The 21,070-nt window shown below is 71.1% G+C and carries 17 protein-coding genes; 10 read left to right on the forward strand and 7 right to left on the reverse strand.

What is annotated here, in order from left to right:
- Positions 1 to 3: 3 nt before the first annotated feature.
- Together rsgA and aroA are read right to left on the reverse strand one after the other, a co-directional pair.
- Complete coding sequence (gene rsgA / locus Q9R19_RS04120; protein ID WP_311255067.1) at positions 4 to 1,047, reverse strand: ribosome small subunit-dependent GTPase A; 1,044 nt, start codon at positions 1,045 to 1,047, stop codon at positions 4 to 6.
- Positions 1,044 to 2,369: a 3-phosphoshikimate 1-carboxyvinyltransferase gene (gene aroA / locus Q9R19_RS04125; RefSeq protein WP_311255068.1), complete on the reverse strand. Its 1,326-nt coding sequence runs from the start codon at positions 2,367 to 2,369 to the stop codon at positions 1,044 to 1,046. The genes rsgA and aroA overlap by 4 nt, the downstream gene beginning before the upstream one ends.
- A 140-nt stretch (positions 2,370 to 2,509) precedes the next feature.
- On the opposite strand from aroA, the gene Q9R19_RS04130 reads away from it, so the two are divergent.
- From Q9R19_RS04130 to Q9R19_RS04140, 3 genes are all read left to right on the forward strand, one after another.
- A complete protein-coding gene (locus Q9R19_RS04130) occupies positions 2,510 to 3,103 on the forward strand; it encodes a sigma-70 family RNA polymerase sigma factor (RefSeq protein ID WP_311255869.1) in 594 nt (197 codons plus the stop codon).
- On the forward strand, positions 3,100 to 3,345 hold the full coding sequence (locus tag Q9R19_RS04135; protein ID WP_311255069.1) for a zf-HC2 domain-containing protein: 246 nt from the start codon (positions 3,100 to 3,102) through the stop codon (positions 3,343 to 3,345). Before Q9R19_RS04130 ends, Q9R19_RS04135 begins: the two co-directional genes overlap by 4 nt.
- Positions 3,346 to 3,435: 90 nt before the next feature.
- Positions 3,436 to 4,728, forward strand: a complete 1,293-nt coding sequence (locus Q9R19_RS04140) for a GNAT family N-acetyltransferase (protein ID WP_311255070.1) — start codon at positions 3,436 to 3,438, stop codon at positions 4,726 to 4,728.
- Between the two features lie 119 nt (positions 4,729 to 4,847).
- On the opposite strand, the gene Q9R19_RS04145 is transcribed toward Q9R19_RS04140, so the two are convergent.
- Positions 4,848 to 8,507, reverse strand: a complete 3,660-nt coding sequence (locus tag Q9R19_RS04145; protein ID WP_311255071.1) for a multifunctional oxoglutarate decarboxylase/oxoglutarate dehydrogenase thiamine pyrophosphate-binding subunit/dihydrolipoyllysine-residue succinyltransferase subunit — start codon at positions 8,505 to 8,507, stop codon at positions 4,848 to 4,850.
- Positions 8,508 to 8,668: 161 nt separating this feature from the next.
- Here Q9R19_RS04145 and Q9R19_RS04150 point away from each other — a divergent pair, with 161 nt between their 5' ends.
- The 3 genes from Q9R19_RS04150 to Q9R19_RS04160 all read left to right on the forward strand — a co-directional run bounded on the left by Q9R19_RS04150 (position 8,669) and on the right by Q9R19_RS04160 (position 12,626).
- Positions 8,669 to 10,129, forward strand: coding sequence for a GuaB1 family IMP dehydrogenase-related protein (locus Q9R19_RS04150; protein WP_311255072.1), 1,461 nt, complete (start codon positions 8,669 to 8,671; stop codon positions 10,127 to 10,129).
- A gap of 119 nt (positions 10,130 to 10,248) precedes the next feature.
- A complete protein-coding gene (locus Q9R19_RS04155; protein WP_311255073.1) occupies positions 10,249 to 11,574 on the forward strand; it encodes a hemolysin family protein in 1,326 nt (441 codons plus the stop codon).
- Positions 11,571 to 12,626: a hemolysin family protein gene (locus Q9R19_RS04160; RefSeq protein WP_311255074.1), complete on the forward strand. Its 1,056-nt coding sequence runs from the start codon at positions 11,571 to 11,573 to the stop codon at positions 12,624 to 12,626. Before Q9R19_RS04155 ends, Q9R19_RS04160 begins: the two co-directional genes overlap by 4 nt.
- Positions 12,627 to 12,690: 64 nt before the next feature.
- Here Q9R19_RS04160 and Q9R19_RS04165 read toward each other — a convergent pair whose 3' ends face one another.
- Positions 12,691 to 13,758, reverse strand: coding sequence for an NADH:flavin oxidoreductase/NADH oxidase (locus tag Q9R19_RS04165; protein ID WP_311255075.1), 1,068 nt, complete (start codon positions 13,756 to 13,758; stop codon positions 12,691 to 12,693).
- A 50-nt stretch (positions 13,759 to 13,808) separates the two neighbouring features.
- On the opposite strand from Q9R19_RS04165, the gene Q9R19_RS04170 reads away from it, so the two are divergent.
- The 4 genes from Q9R19_RS04170 (at position 13,809) to Q9R19_RS04185 (ending at position 17,012) form a co-directional block, all read left to right on the forward strand.
- On the forward strand, positions 13,809 to 14,684 hold the full coding sequence (locus Q9R19_RS04170; protein WP_311255076.1) for an ADP/ATP-dependent (S)-NAD(P)H-hydrate dehydratase: 876 nt from the start codon (positions 13,809 to 13,811) through the stop codon (positions 14,682 to 14,684).
- A gap of 17 nt (positions 14,685 to 14,701) precedes the next feature.
- Positions 14,702 to 15,967 (forward strand): hypothetical protein, encoded by a 1,266-nt coding sequence (locus Q9R19_RS04175; protein WP_311255077.1) that lies wholly within the window; start codon positions 14,702 to 14,704, stop codon positions 15,965 to 15,967.
- Positions 15,968 to 16,038: 71 nt separating this feature from the next.
- Entirely contained in the window at positions 16,039 to 16,356 is a 318-nt protein-coding gene (locus Q9R19_RS04180; protein WP_311255078.1) for a thiamine-binding protein, read from the forward strand.
- Positions 16,357 to 16,361: 5 nt separating this feature from the next.
- The gene (locus Q9R19_RS04185; protein ID WP_311255079.1) at positions 16,362 to 17,012 is read left to right on the forward strand and encodes an NUDIX hydrolase; all 651 of its coding nucleotides are present in this window, start codon (positions 16,362 to 16,364) and stop codon (positions 17,010 to 17,012) included.
- Positions 17,013 to 17,092: 80 nt separating this feature from the next.
- On the opposite strand, the gene Q9R19_RS04190 is transcribed toward Q9R19_RS04185, so the two are convergent.
- From Q9R19_RS04190 to Q9R19_RS04200, 3 genes are all read right to left on the reverse strand, one after another.
- The gene (locus Q9R19_RS04190; RefSeq protein ID WP_311255080.1) at positions 17,093 to 18,298 is read right to left on the reverse strand and encodes a homoserine O-acetyltransferase; all 1,206 of its coding nucleotides are present in this window, start codon (positions 18,296 to 18,298) and stop codon (positions 17,093 to 17,095) included.
- Positions 18,299 to 18,493: 195 nt separating this feature from the next.
- Positions 18,494 to 19,477: a hypothetical protein gene (locus Q9R19_RS04195; RefSeq protein ID WP_311255081.1), complete on the reverse strand. Its 984-nt coding sequence runs from the start codon at positions 19,475 to 19,477 to the stop codon at positions 18,494 to 18,496.
- A gap of 193 nt (positions 19,478 to 19,670) precedes the next feature.
- Positions 19,671 to 20,990: a bifunctional o-acetylhomoserine/o-acetylserine sulfhydrylase gene (locus Q9R19_RS04200; RefSeq protein ID WP_311255082.1), complete on the reverse strand. Its 1,320-nt coding sequence runs from the start codon at positions 20,988 to 20,990 to the stop codon at positions 19,671 to 19,673.
- Between the last annotated feature and the right edge of the window lie 80 nt (positions 20,991 to 21,070).

Here is a 21,070-nt window from a genome sequence, read left to right on the forward strand (position 1 = left end):
AGCCTATCCGCCGAAGGTCTGCAGCAGCCGCTGCAGCGATTCCAAGCGAGAGCGCCCCGTCTCGCCCAGCGCGCCCGCGCGCGCTGCGAGGTTGAGCGCGCAGTCGTCGGCGTCGGGCAGGTGGGTGCAGCCGCGCGGGCAGTCCTCGGCGATCTCGGCGAGCTCGGTGTACGCCGCGAGGATGTTGGCGCGGTCGACGTGCCCGAGGCCGAACGAGCGCACGCCCGGCGTGTCGATCACCCAGCCCCGTCCCGCGGCCGAGGTGTATCGCAGCGACACCGTGGACGAGGAGGTGTGCCGTCCGCGACCGGTGACCTCGTTCACGTGCCCGGTGGCGCGTCCTGCGCTGGGCACCAGGGCATTCACGAGGGTCGACTTCCCGACGCCGGAGTGCCCGACGAACACGGTGGAGTGGCCGATCAGCTCGGCTCCGATCTCATCGACCGGCATGCGCCCGCGGGCGCTGGAGAACACCGTGAGCCCGAGCCCGTCGAAGTGGGACAGGAAGGCCGACGGATCGGCGAGGTCGGTCTTGGTCACCACCAGGAGCGGGCGGATGCCGGCATCCAGCGCCGCGACCAGATAGCGGTCCACGAGTCGTTCCCGCGGCTCGGGATCGGCGGCGGCGACGACGATCAGCATCTGATCGGCGTTGGCGACGATCACCCGCTCCACCTGATCGGTGTCGTCGGCGCTGCGTCGCAGCAGCGAGGTGCGCTCGACGATGCCCACGATGCGCGAGAGCGTTCCCTGATCGCCGGTCGTGTCGCCGACCACGCGGGCGCGGTCTCCCGTCACGATCGGAGTGCGGCGCAGCTCGCGGGCGCGGGCGGCGATCACGGTGTGCTCGTCAGGCCGGTCCTCGGCGATCAGCACGCTGTAGCGACCGCGATCCACTCCCAGCACACGGCCGACGACGGCATCCTCGTGCGCGGGCCGGCGCTTGGTGCGCGGCCGGTTCGCCTTCGGATTCGGGCGGGTGCGGATGCTGCTCTCGTCGTACTCCTCGAAGTCGTCGAGCTCGTCGTCGCCGCCCAGCCAGCTCACGCGGTGGCGCCCGTCAGCATCCGCTCCCACAGCAGGGTGAACTCGGGGAGCGTCTTGGCGGTCGTTCCGATGTCATCGATCTCCACGCCCGGCGTCCGCAGGCCGACCAGGGCGCCGGTGGTCGCCATCCGGTGATCGTGGTGCGCAGGCCAGCTCCCGCCCTGCAGGCGCCGCGGGGTGATGCGCAGACCGTCGGCCAGCTCCTCGACCTCGCCGCCGAGCGCGCGCAGATTGCCCGCCAGCGCCGAGATGCGGTCCGTCTCGTGCGTGCGGATGTGAGCGACGCCGCGGATGGTCGTCGGCCCGTCGGCGAATGCCGCGAGCCCGGCGATCGTCGGGGTCAGCTCGCTCGCCGCGGACAGGTCGAGCTCCAGCCCGCGGATGCCGTCGCCCGCTCTCACCGTGAGCGCACCGGCGTGCCGGCCGGTGTGCGCACCCATGGCGTGCAGGATCTCCGGGAGCAGTGCACCCGGCTGCGTGGAGTGCAGCGGCCATCCACTGATCGAGACCTCTCCGCCGGTGAGCATGGCGGCGCCCAGGAACGGTGCCGCGTTGGAGAGGTCAGGCTCGATCGCGACGTCCTTGGCCCGCGGCACGCCGGCCTCGACCAGCCACTCGCCGACCGCCGGGCGCTCGATGCGGATGCCGCGCCGGCTGAGCGACTCGATCGTCATGTCGATGTGCGGCAGGCTGGGCAGGTGCTCGCCGGTGTGCACGAGATGCAGCCCGACGTCGAATCGCGGCGCCGCCAGCAGCAGCCCCGACACGAACTGGCTGGACCCCGAGGCGTCGATCTCCACGCGGCCCCCGCGGATGCGCCCGCGCCCGCGCACGGTGAACGGCAGCGACCAGGTGCCCTCGTCGTCGACGTCCACCCCCAGGTCGCGGAGCGCGGTGATCAGGGTGCCCATCGGGCGGTGCAGCGCGTTCTCGTCGGCTGTCAGATGCACATCCTCGGCCGCCAGCCCCGCCAGCGGTGCGATGAACCGCATCACGGTTCCGGCCTGGCCGCAGTCGATGGTCGTCCCACCGGTCAGGTGCGCCGGTGTGACGAGCAGATCGGGGCCGAATTCGCCGTCCGATGGCACCTCCTCGATCCCGACGCCGAGCAGCCGCAGCGCCTCGATCATGCGTCGGGAGTCGTCGGAGTGCAGCGGTCGCAGCAGCCGCCCCGGTCCGTCGGCGATCGCGGCGATCATCAGCTCGCGGTTGGTCAGGGACTTCGAGCCCGGGACCGTCACCGACGCGTGCACGGGCGATCCGCTCTCCGGCGCGCGGTACGCGCCGCGGGCAGGGGCGGGGGAATACCGGTCGTTGCTCATCGGTTCTTAGCCTAGTGAAGCCTGCGACACGCGGAGAGGAAGAGGTCACCATGCCTGCGACGCTGATGATCGACGACGCCCCTGCGACGCTCGTCAACCCCACCGTCGACGAGTTGCTCAGCGGCCTAGACTGGCCGGTGATGGACGAGACGACAACCGCAGACCCTCGACGGGAGTTCGAGGAGCAGGCGATCCCCTTCATGGATCAGCTCTATGCGGCGGCGATGCGCATGACGCGCAATCCCGCCGACGCGGCTGACCTCGTGCAGGAGACGTTCGTGAAGGCGTATGCGGCGTGGTCATCGTTCGCGCAGGGCACCAATCTCAAGGCGTGGCTCTACCGCATCCTCACGAACACCTACATCAACATCTACCGCAAGCGCCAGCGCGAGCCGTTCCAGGGCACGATCGACGAGCTCGAGGACTGGCAGCTCGGCGGAGCGGAGTCGACCACCGCGTCGCACAGCAGATCCGCTGAGGCGGAGGCGATCGACCGGATGCCGGCGTCGGCCGTGAAGGACGCGCTGCAGCAGGTACCGGAGGACTTCCGCCTGGCCGTGTACCTCGCGGATGTCGAGGGCTTCGCGTACCAGGAGATCGCCGACATCATGAAGACCCCCATCGGCACCGTGATGAGCCGTCTGCACCGTGGCAGACGGATGCTGCGGGAGCTGCTGGCAGACTACGCCGCCGAACGAGGCATCGTCGCGGCCGAACCGAGGAGCAGGAGATGACGGACTGCGGCTGCGAGAAAGCGCGGAAGGACCTGGAGGAGTACCTCCGCAACGAGATCTGCACGACGGAGCACTCCGAGATCCGCGAGCATCTGGAGAACTGCGAGCTGTGCCGCAGCGAGGCGCTGGTGGCCACCACGCTCACCGAGGTGATCGCCAGGGCCTGCAGGGAGACCGCACCCGAGGAGCTGCGCGCCCAGGTCTTCGCCCGGCTGCGCGAGGCGCAGGCCGCGGCGCACTGACCGGCCGCGGCGCACTGACCGGTCGGCGCCCCGGCGGCCGATCAGCGCCCTCGTCCCGGCGTGCCGCGTGAACGCACGTAGGCTGGGACGATGAGCGCATCGAACGAACGCATTCCCGCCGTCGATCGGCGATCGCACAGTCGGCTCGCCGAGCTCGGCCTGGAGTACCGCCTCGTGGACGCGTCATCGGATGCCGATCTGGACGGCTTCCTGCACGCCGATGCGCGCGGCTTCCTCGACGACGACCCGACGCAGGCATCCCTCGCGCAGCAGCGGGAGCACATGCGCGACCGCCGCAACGTCGGCGTGTACGACCCGTCCGCCGGGGCCTGGCCGGTCGCGACCGTCAACAGCTGGGTGACTCCGCTCACCGTGCCCGGCGGTGAAGTCGACATGTGGGCGATCAGCTCGGTCACGGTGGCCGGAACGCACCGGCGCCGCGGCATCGCGCGCAACCTCCTGGAGGGCGAGCTGCGCGCCGCGGCCGACGCGGGGATCGCCGTCGCGGGGCTGACGGTCTCGGAGGCGACGATCTACGGTCGCTACGGCTTCGCCTCCGCCATCCCGGTGGCGCGCCTGACGATCGAGACCCCGCAGGCCGGCTGGGCGGGAGCGCCCGTGCCCGGCAGGCTGCTGTACACGGACAAGCCCATGCTCGTCGACGAGCTCGACCGGCTGCACGACGAGGCGCGCCGGTTGCGCTCCGGCCAGATCGCGGGCTGGCGCGGGCGGTGGCTGCGCTCAGCGGGCCTGGCCGAGGGCGACCGGAGCGCCGCCGCGGTGCGCGGCGTTCGCTACGTGGATGCGGAGGGCGTGGTGCGCGGAGCCATGGCGTTCACCCTCTCCGAGGTGAGCGGGACCTTCCGGTCCGAGCTGAAGATCCGCGCGCTGATCACGACGACCGATGAGGCGCTGCGAGCCCTCTGGCAGTTCGTGATCCAGCACGACCTCGTGCTGCGGGCGCACGTGGACCTGCGCCCGGTCGATGACCCGCTGCCCTGGCTCGTGGCCGATCAGCGCGCCGTGAAGGCCGAGGTGCACGATCACGGCTGGCTGCGCATCCTGGATGTGCCGGCCGCGCTGACGTCCCGCACCTACGCGGCACCGGCAGATGCCGTGATCCGCGTGGACGATCCGCTGGGGCTGGCCGGCGGCAGCTGGCGGATCGCGGTCGACGAGTCGGGCGCGGCATCCGTCGAACGCGACGATGCGGCGCCCGATCTCGAACTGGGCATCGCCGAGCTGTCTGCGATCTACGCCGGGGGAGTGCCGCTGACCCGACTGGCATCCGCCGGGCGGGTGCGGGGCGACGCCGAGACCGTGGCCGCCGTCAGTCGCGCGTTCCTCGCCGACCCCGCCCCGACACTCGGTATCTGGTACTGACCGGCTGCGGCGGGTGCTGACGGGGCAGCCGGTGCTGACGCGCTGCGGCGGCCCCGCACCGCAGACGCGGATGCCGCCCCCGGCGACGGGGACGGCATCCGCGTTCTCGGGACGGCGGATCAGCTCAGTGTCAGCACCTGCTTGAGCAGCGCCGACTGCTCCGCGGCGTGCACCTTCGACGAGCCCGTGGAGGGCGACGCGGATGCCGGCCGTGAGAACACCCGGAACTGACGATCTCCGGGGACATCGGCGAAGGCGAGCGCGAGGAAGGGCCACGCGCCCTGGTTCTCCGGCTCGTCCTGCGCCCACACCAGCTCCGCGTTCGGGTAGGAGTCGGTGATCTGCTTGAGCGCGTCGATCGGCGTCGGGTAGAACTGCTCGAGCCGCACCAGGGCGATCTCGGGATTCGGGTTCTTCTCGAGCTCGCTGGCCAGGTCCCAGTGGATCTTGCCGGAGTGGACGACCACGCGCTTGACGGCGGCGCGCTCGAGGGAGCGGTCGTCGTCGATCACCGGCTCGAAGCGGCCCTGCGTGAAGTCCTCGACCCGGCTGGTAGCCCCGCGCAGGCGCAGCATCGCCTTCGGCGTGAAGACGATCAGCGGCTTGCGCGGACGGGCGTACGCCTGGCGGCGCAGCAGGTGGAAGTAGGAAGCCGGCGTCGACGGCCGCGCGACGATCATGTTCTCCTGCGCGCACAGCTGCAGGAAGCGCTCCATCCGGGCGGAGGAGTGGTCGGGACCCTGACCCTCGTAGCCGTGCGGCAGCAGCATGACGACGCCGGACTGCTGACCCCACTTCTGCTCGGCGGCCGAGACGTACTCGTCGATCACCGACTGGGCGCCGTTGACGAAGTCGCCGAACTGCGCCTCCCACAGCACCAGCGCCTCGGTGTTCTCCACCGAGTAGCCGTACTCGAAGGCGAGCGCCGCGTACTCGCTGAGCAGCGAGTCGTAGACGAAGAAGCGACCCTGGTTGGCGGAGAGGTTCGTCAGCGGCAGCCATTCCTGGCCGTTGCTGCGATCGTGCAGCACCGCGTGACGCTGCACGAACGTCCCGCGACGGGAGTCCTGACCGGCGAGGCGCACGGGCGTGCCCTCCACGAGCAGCGAGCCGAAGGCGAGCAGCTCGCCGAAGCCCCAGTCGATGCCGCCTTCGCGACTCATCGTCACGCGCTTGTCGAGGGCCTGCTGCAGCTTGGAGTGCACGGTGAAGCCGTCGGGCTTGTTCGCGTGCGCGTCGCCGATGAGGTGCACGACCTCCAGCGGCACGCCGGTCACGTCCGGCTCGCCGATCTGCGCGTCCACGGGCGACAGCTCCGGGGCGATCGGCGTGGCGCCGGTCTCAGCGGCGTGCGTCTCGGCGAACGCGATCTCGAGCCGGTTCTGGAAGTCGGCCTTCGCCTTGTCGTACTCCTCCTCGGTGATGTCGCCGCGACCCACCAGCGCCTCGGTGTACAGCTTGCGCACCGAGCGCTTGGCCTGGATCAGGTCGGTCATCAGCGGCTGCGTCATCGACGGGTCATCGCCCTCGTTGTGCCCGCGGCGCCGGTAGCAGACCAGGTCGATGACCACGTCGCGGTGGAAGCGCTCGCGATACTCGAACGCCAGCTGCGCCACGTGGATCACCGATTCCGGATCGTCGCCGTTCACGTGGAAGACCGGTGCCTGGATGGTCTTGGCGACGTCGGTCGCGTACACCGAGGAGCGCGAATCGTTGGGCAGGGTGGTGAAGCCCACCTGGTTGTTGACGACGACGTGCACGGTTCCGCCGGTGCGGTAGCCGCGCAGCTGCGACATCTGCAGCGTCTCGACGACGACGCCCTGACCGGCGAAGGCGGCATCGCCGTGCACGAGGATCGGCAGCCAGGCGAACGTCCCGATCGGCTTGCGGTCCTGCTTGGCGCGCACGATCCCCTCGAGCACGCCGTCGACGGTCTCCAGGTGCGAGGGGTTCGCCGCCAGGTACACCGGCAGCTCGGCGCCGTCCTCGGCGACGAAGGTGCCCTGGGTGCCGAGGTGGTACTTCACGTCGCCGGAGCCGCGCTGGTTGCCCGGAGTCAGCGAGCCCTCGAACTCGCGGAACACCTGACCGTAGGTCTTGCCCGCGATGTTGGTGAGCACGTTCAGCCGGCCGCGGTGCGCCATGCCGATCGCAGCGCCGTCCAGGCCCGCGTTCGCCGCGCCCTGCAGGATCTCGTCGAGCAGCGGGATCAGCGACTCGCCGCCCTCGAGCGAGAAGCGCTTCTGGCCCACGAACTTGGTCTGCAGGAACGTCTCGAACGCCTCGGCCTCGTTCAGCTTGCTGAGCACGCGCAGCTGCTCGTCGTGGCCCGGCTTGACGTACTTGACCTCGAGCTTCTCCTGGAACCAGCGCCGCTGGTCGGGGTCCTGGATGTGCATGTACTCGATGCCGAGCGTGCGGCAGTACGAGTCGCGCAGCACGCCGAGGATCTCGCGCAGCTTCATCACGCGCTTGCCGCCGAAGCCGCCGGTGACGAACTCGCGGTCGAGATCCCAGAAGGTCAGGCCGTGGCTCTCGATCTCGAGGTCGGGGTGCGAGCGCTGCACGTACTCGAGCGGGTCGATGTCGGCCATCAGGTGGCCGCGCACGCGGTAGGAGTTGATCAGCTCCTGCACGCGGGACTGCTTGTCCACGCGCTCGGCGAGGTCGACGGCGATGTCCTCGTTCCAGCGGATCGGCTGGTACGGGATGCGCAGGGCGGCGAAGATCTCGTCGTAGAAGCCGCGCTCGCCGATCAGCAGCTCGTGCACCTTCTTGAGGAACTCGCCGGAGCCGGCGCCCTGGATCACCCGGTGGTCGTAGGTGCTGGTCAGCGTGATGACCTTGCCGATGCCCAGCTGGGTGAGCACCTTCTCGCTGGAGCCCTGGAACTCGGCGGGGTAGTTCAGCGCTCCGGCGCCGATGATGCAGCCCTGGCCCTTCATCAGCCGCGGCACCGAGTGCACGGTGCCGATGCCCCCCGGGTTGGTGAGCGAGACGGTGGTGCCGGCGAAGTCGGCGGCGGTGAGCTTGTTGCCGCGGGCGCGGGCGATGATGTCCTCGTACGCGGCGAGGTACTCGCTGAAGGACAGCTTGTCGGCGCGCTTGATGCTGGGGACCAGCAGCGCGCGGGTGCCGTCCGGCTTGGGCACGTCGACCGCGATGCCCAGGTTCACGTGGGCGGGGGCCACCACCGAGGGCTTGCCGTCGATCTCGGCGTAGAAGACGTTCTGGCTGGGGAACTCGCCCAGCGTCTTGATCAGCGCCCAGCCGATCAGGTGCGTGAAGGAGACCTTGCCGCCCCGCGTGCGGGACATGTGGTTGTTGATGACGATCCGGTTGTCGATCATCAGCTTGGCGGGCACGGTGCGCGCACTGGTGGCGGTCGGGACCGTCAGCGACTGGTCCATGTTCGCCGCGAGGGTCTTCGGCATGCCGCGCAGCGGCGTGACCCTGTCCTCGTCCTCCTCGGCGACGGCGTCGTCATCCTTCGTCTGCGGCTTCGGCGCCTGCGCGGGGATCGGCGCCTGCTTGGCCGGCTTGGCCGTGGTGCGCGCGACCGGCTGCGCGCCGATCACGGGGACGGGCGCGGTCACCGGGCTCGTCGTGGCGGGCGGCTGCGTCGCGGCGGCATCCGGGGTGTAGTTCTCCAGGACGGGCCACCACTCCTTGTCGACCGAGTCGCGATCCTGCTTGAACTGCTCGTACAGCTCGTCCACGAGCCACGAATTGGCTCCGAACCCCCCGTCGCCCCCGACGCCGGTCACCTGGTTCGACACGCTCTACCGCCTACTCTCATCGCTGAAGATGTGCGTGCGGCTCGTCGGCGAGAACGCGTCGGGTCGCACGTCTGTAACTGCCTACAAGCCTAATGCCATTCCCGATGCGGAAAGCCGTGCTGTCAGGCGGTTCGGCGATCGCCAGGGGGTAGCGTGACGATATGAAGTTCTCCGGCTCGCAGCCCGCCGTCGACCTGACCTATTCGGATGTGTTCCTGGTGCCGCGGCGGTCGGCCGTGTCCAGCCGTCTGGTGGTGGATCTCGCCCCGCAGGACGGCACGCCGGCGACCATCCCGCTGGTGGCCTCGAACATGAACTCGGTGACCGGCCCCCGACTGGCCGCGACCCTCGCCAGGCGCGGCGGACTCGGAGTGCTTCCTCAGGATCTGCCGCTGCAGGAGCTCGACGGCGCGATCCGCTGGGTCAAGCGCCAGCCGGTGCGCTGGGACACCCCGCTCGTGCTCTCGCCGCGCGCCAGCGTCGCCGACGCGCTGCGACTGCTGCCCGCGCTGCCCGGCCACGGCGTGGTCGTCGCCGAGCAGCGCGGCGGTGAGCCGCTGACGCGCGCCGACGTGCTCGGCATCCTGCCGGCACCGCGCCTGGCGACGGCGCTGCCGGACGCCGCGCTCGGAGACCTCGTCCACGCCGAGCCCGTCTCGCTCGCCGCCGAGGACATCGGAGAGGGCCGTGCCGCGTTCGACACCATCGACGCGGCGGATGCCGAGATCGTGCTGGTGCTCGACCGCGGACAGCTGGTGGGCACGCTCACCCCGCGCACCGCGCTGCGCTCGAGCCTGTACCGCCCTGCGGTCGACGCGGAGGGCCGCCTGGCGGTCGCCGCGGCCGTCGGGATCAACGGGGATGTCGCGGGCAAGGCCGCCGCACTGGTGGGCGCGGGCGTCGACGTGCTCGTGATCGACACCGCGCACGGCCATCAGGAGGGGATGCTGCGCGCCCTCGAGACCGTGGCTCGGCTGGACCTGGGCGTTCCGCTGGTCGCGGGCAACATCGTCACCGCCGACGGCGTGCACGACCTCGTGCGCGCGGGCGCGTCCATCCTGAAGGTCGGGGTCGGACCCGGTGCGATGTGCACGACGCGCATGATGACCGCCGTCGGGCGCCCGCAGTTCTCCGCAGTGCTCGAGACCGCTGAGGCGGCGGCCGGGCTCGGTGCGCACGTGTGGGCTGACGGCGGAGTGCGCTACCCCCGCGATGTCGCCCTCGCGCTGGCCGCGGGCGCGGCATCCGTGATGGTCGGCTCGTGGTTCGCCGGCACGATCGAGGCGCCGGGCGAGCTGCTGCACGACCGCGAGGGACGCGCGTACAAGGAGTCGTGGGGGATGGCGTCGACCAAGGCCGTGCAGGCGCGGTTCGACCGGCTCGACGCGTACGAGCGCGCTCGCAAGGAGCTCTTCGCCGAGGGCATCTCCTCATCGATGATCTACCTGGATCCGCTGCGCCCCGGCGTGGAGGATCTGCTCGACATGATCACCTCCGGCGTGCGGTCCTCCTTCACGTACGCCGGTGCGTCGACCGTGCCGGAGTTCCACGATCGCGCTCTGGTCGGCCTGCAATCGGCCTCCGGCTACGAGGAGGGCAAGGCGCTCCCGGTCAGCTGGTAGCCGCGCCGCCGCGCAGCTCACAGCAGGATTCTGTAAGATCTTCCCACCATGGACGACCCTCCTTCTTGCAGTCCCTCGCCCCACCGCCCGCTTCTCGCGCACAGCGAGGACGTCAGCTGATGGAATTCGTGCTGCTGGGCGTGGGGCTCCTCCTGATCGTCGGGACCGGCCTGTTCGTGGCCAGTGAGTTCGCGCTGGTCAATCTCGATCGCGCCGAGCTCGAGGCGCGTCAGGCGCGCGGCGAGTCCCGGCTGATGCTCACCATCCGCGCGCTGAAGATCACCTCGACGCACCTGTCGGCCGCGCAGCTGGGCATCACGCTGACGACCCTGCTGACCGGGTACACGATGGAGCCGGCGATCTCGCATCTGCTCGCACCCCTGCTGGAGCTGTGGGGCGTACCGGACGCCGCGGCGGTGCCGGTCTCGGTCACCGTCGCCATGCTGATCGCCACGTTCCTGTCGATGATCGTCGGCGAGCTGGTCCCCAAGAACTTCGCCCTCGCGCTGCCGGTGCAGACGGCCAAGCTCGTGATCCCGTTCCAGACCGCCTTCACCGTCGTGTTCAAGCCGGCGGTGGTGCTGCTCAACGGCAGTGCGAACGCGGTGCTGCGAGCCATGGGGATCGAGCCGAAGGAGGAGCTCTCCGGCGCCCGCAGCGCTGAGGAGCTGTCCTCGCTCGTGCGGCGCTCGGCGAGCCAGGGCGTGCTCGAGGAGGACACCGCCACGCTGCTGGATCGCAGCCTGACCTTCGCCCGTCTCACCGCCGACGACATCATGACGGCGCGCCCCAGCATGCACGCGATCTCGGTGGGGGATTCCGCCGACGACGTCATCCGCCTCGCCCGCAGCACCGGCCACAGCCGCTTTCCCGTCTACGACGACGATCTCGACGACATCACCGGAGTCGTGCACGTGAAGGCCGCTGTGTCGGTGCCGCGCGAGAAGCGCGCCGAGGTGCCCGTCGGCGCTCTGAGCACCGAACCGCTGCGCGTGCCCGAGACCGTGCATCTGGACGTGCTCGTGGCCGAGCTGCGCTCGAAGGGCTACCAGATGGCGATCGTGGTCGACGAGTACGGCGGCACGGCCGGGATCGTGACGCTGGAGGATCTCATCGAGGAGATCGTCGGCGAGGTCTTCGACGAGCACGACCGTTCGCGTGCGGGAATCGTCCGTCGCGTCGACTCCGTCACCTTCCCCGGCGAGCTGCGCCCGGACGAGCTGCTCACGCGCACCGGCATCGAGGTGCCCGAGGGCGACGTGTACGACACCGTCGGCGGCTACATGATGAGCCTGCTCGAGCGCGTGCCCGCGCTCGGCGACGAGGTGCGGATCGAGTCCGGCACGCTCACCGTCGTGCGGATGGACGGGCGTCGTGTCGATCGCATCCGCTACGTGGCGGATCCGCCCGCGGCATCCGACGACGGGACGGAGGTCGGGCGATGAGCGACTGGGCTGGGCTCGTCTGGCTGATCGTGCTGCTGCTGGCGAACGCGTTCTTCGTCGGCGGCGAGTTCGCGGTGATCTCCGCGCGCCGCTCGCAGATCGAGCCGCTGGCCGAGCAGGGGTCGCGTGCGGCGAAGACGGCCCTGTACGCGATGGAGCACGCCACGCTGATGCTGGCGACCTCGCAGCTGGGGATCACGATCTGCTCGCTGCTGATCCTGAACGTCTCCGAGCCGGCGATCCACCATCTGCTCGAGGTGCCGATGCACGCGGTGGGCTGGGACCCGGCGGTGATCGCCGTGCTCGCCTTCGTGATCACCCTCGCCCTGGTGTCCTTCCTGCACGTCGTGTTCGGCGAGATGGTGCCGAAGAACCTGGCGTTCTCGGTCCCCGACCGCGCGGTGCTGATCCTCGCACCGCCCCTGGTGTGGGTATCGCGCGCGTTCCGGCACGTGATCGCGCTGCTGAACGGCTCGGCGAATCTGTTCCTGCGGCTGTTCCGCGTGGAGCCGAAGAACGAGGCGGCCTCGACGTTCACGATCGAGGAGGTCGCCACGATCGTGGACCGCTCACGTCGTGAGGGCGTGCTCACCGACACGTCGGGCGCGGTAGCGGCAGCAGTGGAGTTCACCGACAAGAAGGCGCGTGAGATCGCCGTGCCGCTGGCCGAGCTGGTCACGCTCCCCGACTCGGCGACGCCCGACGAGGTGGAGAAGGCGGTGGCGCGCTACGGCTTCTCCCGGTACGTGATCGTCGACGACCAGGGCGCCGCGATCGGCTACGTGCACCTGAAGGACGTGCTGCGAGCGGGGGAGGATGCCGACGGCCATGCCCACGCCCCGCTGCCGGCCAAGCGCATCCATCACATGGTGCCCGTGCAGGAGGAGACCGACCTGGAGGACGCGCTGGCCGCCATGCGCCGTGCCGGGAGGCATCTGGCGAAGGTCCGGGATGCCCGTGGCGAGACGACCGCGGTGCTGTTCCTGGAGGACATCCTGGAGGAGCTCGTCGGCGAGGTGCAGGACGCCACGCGTCGCGGCCACGGGCGCTGACGCGCCGGCCGCTGACGCGCCGGGCGGGAGCGGCGACCGCTGAGCGCGCCCGCCGCGAATGCGCTCAGCGCCAGCGCGCCCGCAGGTACTGGGCGGGCCACTCGACCTCGCCGCCCAGCTCGTGCGCCGCACGCAGGGCGAAGTGCGGGTCGCGCAGCCACTCGCGGCCGGCGAACACGACATCCGCCGCTCCCGAGGCGAGCACCTCCTCCGCCTGGACGGCGGTCGTGATCAGTCCCACCGCGCCGGTGGGCACCTCGCCGCCGGAGCGGATCGTCGCGGCGAACGGCACCTGATATCCGGGCCGGAGGTCGATCCGGGGCCTGGCGACCGTTCCGCCGCCGGAGACGTCGATCAGGTCCGCGCCGTGCGCGACGCACCAGCGGCCCACCGTCGCCGCCTCCTCCGGCATGAAGCCGCCCTCGGCGTAGTCGGTGGCGGACAGCCGCACCAGCACCGGGAGGTCGGGGCCTGCCGCATCCCGCACGGCATCCACCACCCGCAGCAGCAGCCGTGCGCGGTTCTCCAGCGAGCCGCCGTACTCGTCGGAGCGGTCGTTGGACAGCGGCGAGAGGAACTGGTGCAGCAGGTAGCCGTGCGCGCCGTGCACCTCGAGGGCGTCGAAGCCGGCGTCCACCGCCCGTCGCGCACCGGCGGCGAAGGCGGCCACGACCTGCTCGATGCCCTCGGCATCCAGTGCGACCGGCGCTGCGAAGCCCTCGAACGCGATGGCCGACGGCGCGACGGTCGGCCAGCCGCCCGCAGCCGCCGGCACGGATCCGCCCTCGGCCGCCCAGGGCCACCAGGTGGACGCCTTGCGGCCGGCGTGGGCGAGCTGCAGACCGATCATCCCGCCGCGGTCGTGCACGTCTTCGACGATCCTCGCCCACACGTCGCGCTGCTCGTCCGTCCAGATCCCCGTGTCACGCGGCGAGATGCGACCCTCCGCGGCGACCGCGGTGGCCTCGGCGACGATCAGCCCCGCCCCGCCCGAGGCGAACTGCGCCAGATGCGTGCGGTGCCAGCTCTGGGGCACGCCGTCGACGGCGCTGTACATGCACATGGGCGACACCCAGAGCCGGTTGCGGAACGTGCGCGAACGCAGGACGAGAGGGGAGAAGAGCAGAGCCACACGTCGACGCTACGCGAAGCGAGCGCGGCGCGGCGCGATACCGTGGTCTCATGACGCGCGAGTGGACGCAGGCCGACGCGGCGCGGTTCGTGCGCGCGCCATCCGCCGATGATGACAAGTACTCGCGCGGGGTGGTCGCGCTGCGCACCGGCTCCGCCGAGTACCCCGGCGCCGCGGTGCTGGGCGTCGAGGCCGCCTGGCGCGCGGGCGCGGGATACGTGCGATATCTCGGCGGCGCCCCGGATGCCGTGCTGGCACGGCGCCCCGAGACGGTGGCCGGCGACGAGCTCGGGCGCACGCGCGTGGGCGCGTGGGTGATCGGGTCGGGATCGGATGCCGCGCAGCGCAGCGCCGCCGAGAGCGCCGCGCTGCGGCAGGTGCTGGGCGGCGAGGCGCCGGTGGTCGTGGATGCCGGAGCGCTGGACCTCGTCGAGGGCGCCGCGGCGCCCCTGGTGCTCACACCGCACGACCGCGAACTCGCGCGGCTCCGCGACCGGCTGGGGGCGGATCCGGTGCCCGATTCCGCGGAACGGCGCGTGGCGGAGGCGGTGCAGGTCGCGCGGATGCTGCAGGCCGTGGTGCTGCGCAAGGGCGCCAGGACGATCATCGCCGCCCCCGACGACGAGCCCCTCGTCGTCGCGAACGGGCCGGCCTGGCTCTCCACAGCCGGCACCGGCGACGTGCTCGCCGGTGTGCTCGGCGCGGTGCTCGCCGCCAATCCGCGGGCGCCCCGGAATGAGGCGGCCGCCGCGGCCGCGTGGCTGCACGGACTCGCGGCGCGGATCGCATCCGGCGCCCGCGGCGATGCTCCCGGACATCCGATCGTCGCGCTGGATGTCGCGGCCGCACTGCCGCGGGCGATCGAGGAGCTGGTCACGGGCACGCAGAGCGGCACGGGCCGGGCCGAGAGCACGGGACGTCCGTGACGCGGAGGACAGGCGGCATGCGGAGGGCGGCGCGCTCGGCCGTGCTCTGGAGCGCCTTCGTCGCCGCGCACGCCCTCGTCGGGTGGCTCGGCTGGGTGCTGCCCGGCCAGCCGATGGGCGACGTGGTGCTGGTGTATCAGCCGTGGTCCGCGGCGACCCTCGGCGGCGGCGCCGTGGTGGGGGTGACCGAGGCATGGGTGTATCCCCAGCTCGCGCTGCCGCCGATGCTCCTGGCGCAGCTGCTCGCGTTGCCGTTCACCGCCGCGCTCGGTCCGCTCGACGGCTATCTGATCGGCTGGGCTCTGCTGGTCACCGTCTGCGACGTGCTGGGCTTCGCGGCGCTGATCAGAGGCGGCGGCACGCGCCGCCGCCGGGTGGCGGCATGGTTCTGGATCACCGCACTCGTGCTGCTCGGGCCGATCGCGATGTACCGCATCGACGCCATCACCGTGCCGGTCGCCGTGGCAGGCGGGCTCTGGCTGGCGCGGCGCCCCGTCGTGGGGACCGCGCTGCTGACCGCCGGCGCGTGGATCAAGATCTGGCCCGGCGCCATCGTGCTCGCCGCAGTGGCCGCGGGACGGCGGGCCGGACGGGTGCTGCTGACGGCGGCATCCGCGACGCTCGCGATCGTCCTGACGCTGCTGCTGATGGGTGCCGGGAATCGCCTGCTCGGGTTCCTGGGCATGCAGACCGGACGCGGACTGCAGATCGAGGCCGTGGCGGCGACGCCCTTCCTGTGGCTCGCCGCCGTCGGCGGCGCGCGCATCGAGTACAGCCGCACGATCCTCACCTTCCAGATCCACGCACCCGGCGCCGACGTCGTCTCGGCGGCGCTCACGCCCGTCATGGTGGTGGTGGTCGCCGGCATCCTGATCCTCGGCCTGCTGCGCGCGCGGGCCGCCGCGCCCTGGCAGCGCCTGCTCCCGCCGCTGGCGCTCGCACTCGTCGTCGCGCTGATCGTCACGAACAAGGTGGGCTCGCCGCAGTTCCAGACCTGGCTCATCGCCCCGGTGATCCTGTGGATCGTGTTCGACCGGGTCCGCGCCGGGACCGCCACCGCACTCGTGCTGGCGCTGTGCGCGCTCACGTTCGCCGTCTACCCGCTCACCTACGACCGGCTGCTGGGGGCGGAGCTGCTGCCCGTGCTCGTGCTCACCGCGCGCAACCTGCTGCTGGTCGCGCTGCTCGTGCTCGCGGTCCGCGCCGTCGCGCTCGCGCCCCCGGCATCCGCCGGCGCGTCCCGCCCGCACCCCGCCGCCCAGCGACGCACCGTCGCCCACTGACGCTCCATCACCCACTGAACCGCCGCCAGCGACGCACCGTCGCCCACTGAAGCACTCGAACCGGAGGAATCATGCTCATCGCCTTCTCAGTCGCCCCATCCGGGAACGGTCGCTCCGGCGACTCCGTCCACAATGCCGTCGCCGCCGCCGTGCGCGTCGTGCGCGAGTCGGGCCTGCCCCACCGCACCACGAGCATGTTCACCGAGGTGGAGGGCCCCGACTGGGACACCGTGATGGACGTCGTCAAGCGCGCCACCGAGGCCGTCATGCCGTTCGGATCCCGCGTGTCGCTGGTGCTGAAGGCCGACATCCGTCCCGGTTACAGCGGCGAGCTCGACGCCAAGATCGATCGCCTCGAGGCGGCGATCGACGCCTCGGAGCAGAACTGACGGCCATGACCGGCGAGCAGCCCGAGCGGGTGGCGGGCACGGCGGTCGTGCTGCGCGACGGCGCGGCCGGCGTGGAGACGCTGATGCTGCGCCGCCCCGCCCGCGGCTCGTTCGCCGGCGCCTGGGTGTTCCCGGGCGGGCGGGTCGATCCCGGCGACTGGGACGGAGCGGCCACGCAGGCACAGGCGGCGCGCGCCGCAGCCGTGCGCGAGACCCGCGAGGAGGCGGGCATCCGCATCGCCGACGCCACGCCGCTGTCGAGGTGGACGCCGCCGCCCGAGCAGCCGGTGCGGTACGTCACCTGGTTCTTCCTCGCTCGCGATGTCGGCGACGAGGTCGTGCCCAACCCCGGCGAGATCGAGCAGGCCGAGTGGATGGCGCCGGAACAGGCGCTGGCCGAGCACGTGCGCGGAGGGATGACGCTGTTCCCACCGACGTGGGTCACGCTGAACGGACTGCTCGGCTGTGCGAGTGCGGATGCCGCGCTCGCCGCGGCCCGGGAGCCGGCCTTCTTCCGCACCCGGATGGGCGGCGGCGATGACGGCGGATTCGTGATGTGGGCCGGGGACGAGCAGCATCCGGATGAGCCGGGCGAGCCCGGGCGCAGGCACCGCCTGCTGATGGGCGAACCGCCCTGGACGTACCTGCGCGACTGAGCGGGCTCTGCCTGCGCGACCGAGCGGGCTCTGCCGGCGCGACGAGACAGGCCGCGGCGCCGCGACACGCGCACGGTGCGTCAGGTCGTGAGCAGCCGCCGCAGATGCATCCCGACCTCGTCGGTCTCGATCAGGAACCCGTCGTGACCGAAGTCGCTGGTCAGCACCACGGCCTCGTCGTCGATCAGGTTCGGGATGCTGCGCGCGATGCGCTGCTGGCCCTCCACGGGGAAGAGGCGATCGGTGTCGATCCCGATCACCAGACTCTTCGCGGTGACGGTGTGCAGCGCCTCCTCGACACCGCCGCGGTCGCGGCCGACGTCGTGCGAGTTCATCGCCTCGACGACGGTGATGTAGCTGTTCGCATCGAAGCGCCGGGTGAACTTGTTGCCGTGGAAGTCGAGGTACGACTGCACCGCGAAGCGGCCGCCGTGGCCCAGGGGCGACACGCCGGACTGCCACGAGCGCTGGAAGCGCTGGTTCAGCTCGACCGGGCTGCGGTAGTTCAGCAGCGCCATGCGCCGGGCCAGCGCCAGGCCGCGGTGCGGACCCTCACCGAGGGCGGCGTCGTAGTATTCGCCGCCGGCGAAGCGCGGGTCCATCCGCACGGTCTCCAGCTGCACGAAGTTCTGCGCCAGCTGATCGGCGGTGGTCACCGGGGGAGAGGACAGCACGGCCAGACGCTCAACGCGCTCGGGCTGCATGATCGCCCATTCCAGCGCGTGCATCCCGCCCATCGAGCCGCCCACGACGGCCGCCCAGCGCGCGATGCCCAGCTCGTCGGCCAGCCGGATCTGGGCGGCGACCTGATCGCGGATCGTCAGGTATGGGAAGCGGGACGCCCACTCCCGTCCATCCGGTGCGATGCTCGCCGGTCCCGTCGATCCCTGGCATCCGCCGAGCATGTTCGGCGCGATCACGAACCACTCGTCCGTGTCGATCGCCGCTCCCGCGCCCACGACCGCATCCCACCAGCCCGTGTTGGGGTGTCCTGCGCCGGCTTCGCCGCGCACGTGGCTGTCGCCGGTGAGCGCGTGCAGGATGAGCACCGCGTTGTCGCGGGCCTCGTTCAGCTCGCCCCACGACTCCCACGCCAGGCGCATCACCGGGAGGCGCTGACCGCTCTCGGTGCGCAGGTCGCCCAGGAACGTGAAACGGCGGTCTCCCACGGGGTCGCCGTCGCGCCAGGCTCCGGTGGCCGGCGGGCGGGCCCGCAGCAGACGCTCGTCCGCCTCGGTCACGGGCGCGGAGGGCACCGTGTCCTCTGAGGTCGTCTGCCAGTCCATGGCTCCCATTCTCACCGGTGGACCGCCCCGCGGGCGGCACGTTACGGGTTCCCGCGCCCGCGTCCCCTCGTTCCCGCCGCCGAAACCCCTCGATGTTGCCCAAACCCCTTCACAATCGCGTCAGCACGGAGGGGTTTGGATGCTCACGAGGGGTTTCGGCGATGTGGCCGCGCATGCGGGGCAGATGCGGCGCGGTCAGCCGGGAGGACGGATGCCGAAGGACTGCAGCCGGTGGGCGAAGACCTCCGGACTGAGGATGTGCTCCGACAGCCAACGTGCGGTCCGCCATCCGGTCACACCGCGCACGGCGTCCTCTCTGCGCTTCTCGTCGAGCAGAGCCTCCTCGAGTGTGCGCCCGGCGCGCATCCCGGCGTCGAGGTACTTCTGCCTGCCGTCGAACTCGCCGAAGCAGCGGCTGCGGGGAAATCCGAAGTCGACCCAGTAGTCCTCGCCCGCCGGGCCGGTGACATGCACCTGGAGTTCAAGGTTCCGGTATCCGAGTCGAGCCAGCTGCAACCGGCTCACGCTCTCGCCGGGGAGCTGGGCCCGTCCGTCGGCGAAGGCGATCAGGCGTCGTGCCCGGCGCACGCCGCGCGTGCTGAGCCGGTTGGCACGCATCTCCAGGCGCAGGCGCCACTCCGCGGCGCGGTCGGCGTCCTGTTCGTGCCCGTCGACGGCCTCGCGCCGCAGGGCCGCGTCCGCCACCGACAGGCCGACCTCCTCGTTGAAGGATCTGGTCATGTCGAGGATGGTCCGATCCGGAGACGTGCAGCGGATGCCGTCGACTTCGACGACATCCGCTTCGTCGAGCGGCACGTCATGCCACGCGACCCCTGCGCGGGACCGGCTGTGGCGCTCGCCGTGGATCACGACGTGAACGGCGGCGGGCGCGAGCCGGTACAGCGGCAGCCCGTGCAGCACTGCCGCCGACGGGCCCCAGAACACCTGCCCGGGTGCAGGTGCGTTGAGGTGGAAGGCGAGCACGCGAAGCAGGTGCCGGCCCTCGTTCCACAGGTCGGCCCACTGCCCGGCATCCACGTATCGGCCGCGCCTCACGCGGATCAGCTGCTCAGCGGCGATCTGACCCGCGATGTCCCTGTCGGTCAGGCCCCGCAGCGTCAGGTCGTCGCGCGTGGCCAGCATGGCGCGGGCGCCGGCGATATCGATTGCTCTCGGCATGAGATCGAGAGTGCACTCTCCTGCATCCGCCGTGCGCGCGATTCACCTCGATGTGGATAACTTCTGCCGATGCGGCAGATGTGCAGGAAGATCGATCACGCGCGCCGAAACCCCTCAGGAATGTCGAAACCCCTCCTGATTCACGCGAACCAGGAGGGGTTTCGGCGACCAGGAGGGGTTTCGGCGCAGAGAGTCAGGCGCGCAGCGCCTCGGCGACCTCGCGGGCCGCGACGAGCGCCTGCTCGAGGTCGGCCTTGAGGTCCTCGACGTTCTCCAGACCCACCGACAGGCGCACCAGGCCGGGAGTGACGCCGCTGGAGAGCTGCTCCTCGGGGCTCAGCTGCGAGTGCGTGGTCGAGGCCGGGTGGATGACCAGCGAGCGCACGTCGCCGATGTTGGCGAGGTGGCTGAACAGCTTGAGGTTGTCCACGAAGGCGCGGCCCACGTCGACGCCGCCCTTCAGCTCGAACGACAGCACGGCGCCGACGCCCTTGGGTGCGTACTTGTTCGCCAGCGCGTACCACGGCGAGGACGGCAGGCCCGCGTAGCTGACCGAGGCGACGTCATCGTGATCCTCGAGCCACTCGGCGATCTCCTGCGTGTTCTGCACGTGGCGCTCGATGCGCAGCGACAGTGTCTCGATGCCCTGGATGAGCTGCCAGGCGCTGGCCGGGGCGATCGCGGGGCCGGTGTCGCGAAGCAGCTGCACACGCGCCTTGATGATGTACGCGATGCCGTCGCCGAGCACGCCCGAGTAGCTGACGCCGTGGTAGGACGGGTCGGGCTCGCTCAGGCCGGGGAACTTGTCGGCGTGCTCCGACCACGGGAACGTGCCGCCGTCGACGATCGCGCCGGCGATGACCGTGCCGTGACCGCCGAGGAACTTCGTCGCCGCGTGGATGACGATGTCCGCGCCGTGCTCGAACGGCCGCACCAGGTAGGGGGTGGCGATGGTGTTGTCCACGATCAGCGGCACGCCGTTCTCATGCGCGATGTCGGCGACCGTGCTGATGTCGAGCACGTTGATCTTCGGGTTGCCGATGGTCTCGGCGAAGAACAGCTTGGTGTTCGGGCGCACGGCGTCACGCCACGCCTGCGGGTCGTCCTGGTCCTCCACGAAGGTGGTCTCGATGCCGAGCTTCTGCAGCGTGTAGCGCAGCAGGTTGTACGTGCCGCCGTAGATGGCAGAGGAGGCCACGACGTGGTCGCCGGCGCCGGCGATGTTCAGGATCGACAGCGTCGCCGCCGACATCCCCGAGGCGACCACGAGCGCGGCGGTGCCGCCTTCGAGCGCAGCCAGGCGCTGCTCGACGACGTCCTGCGTCGGGTTCTGGATGCGGGTGTAGATGTTGCCCGTCTCGGCCAGCGAGAACAGGTTCTGCGCGTGCTCCGTGTCGCGGAACACGTACGAGGTGGTCTGGTAGATCGGGGTGGCACGTGAGCCGGTGACCGGGTCGGGAGCTGCGCCCGAGTGGATCTGCTTGGTCTCGAATCGCCAGTTCTCAGCGGTCATCGGGAATCTCCCCTGGTACGTGGATGTCGGGTAATCGGGCGGGTGCCCTTCTGCGACAGTACGGATGCCCGGAGCGCCCG

This window comes from Microbacterium sp. ARD32, from assembly GCF_031844385.1.
In the GTDB taxonomy this organism is placed as follows: Bacteria; Actinomycetota; Actinomycetes; order Actinomycetales; family Microbacteriaceae; genus Microbacterium.

Coding starts and splice junctions, on each gene's coding strand:
- Q9R19_RS04130 (WP_311255869.1), top strand. CDS start 2,510: ATGGACGAGACGACAACCGCAGACCCTCGACGGGAGTTCGAGGAGCAG.
- Q9R19_RS04140 (WP_311255070.1), top strand. CDS start 3,436: ATGAGCGCATCGAACGAACGCATTCCCGCCGTCGATCGGCGATCGCAC.
- Q9R19_RS04195 (WP_311255081.1), bottom strand. CDS start 19,477: ATGCCGAGAGCAATCGATATCGCCGGCGCCCGCGCCATGCTGGCCACG.
- Q9R19_RS04150 (WP_311255072.1), top strand. CDS start 8,669: ATGAAGTTCTCCGGCTCGCAGCCCGCCGTCGACCTGACCTATTCGGAT.
- Q9R19_RS04200 (WP_311255082.1), bottom strand. CDS start 20,990: ATGACCGCTGAGAACTGGCGATTCGAGACCAAGCAGATCCACTCGGGC.
- aroA (WP_311255068.1), bottom strand. CDS start 2,369: ATGAGCAACGACCGGTATTCCCCCGCCCCTGCCCGCGGCGCGTACCGC.
- Q9R19_RS04190 (WP_311255080.1), bottom strand. CDS start 18,298: ATGGACTGGCAGACGACCTCAGAGGACACGGTGCCCTCCGCGCCCGTG.
- Q9R19_RS04135 (WP_311255069.1), top strand. CDS start 3,100: ATGACGGACTGCGGCTGCGAGAAAGCGCGGAAGGACCTGGAGGAGTAC.
- Q9R19_RS04155 (WP_311255073.1), top strand. CDS start 10,249: ATGGAATTCGTGCTGCTGGGCGTGGGGCTCCTCCTGATCGTCGGGACC.
- Q9R19_RS04170 (WP_311255076.1), top strand. CDS start 13,809: ATGACGCGCGAGTGGACGCAGGCCGACGCGGCGCGGTTCGTGCGCGCG.
- Q9R19_RS04160 (WP_311255074.1), top strand. CDS start 11,571: ATGAGCGACTGGGCTGGGCTCGTCTGGCTGATCGTGCTGCTGCTGGCG.
- Q9R19_RS04185 (WP_311255079.1), top strand. CDS start 16,362: ATGACCGGCGAGCAGCCCGAGCGGGTGGCGGGCACGGCGGTCGTGCTG.
- Q9R19_RS04180 (WP_311255078.1), top strand. CDS start 16,039: ATGCTCATCGCCTTCTCAGTCGCCCCATCCGGGAACGGTCGCTCCGGC.
- Q9R19_RS04175 (WP_311255077.1), top strand. CDS start 14,702: ATGCGGAGGGCGGCGCGCTCGGCCGTGCTCTGGAGCGCCTTCGTCGCC.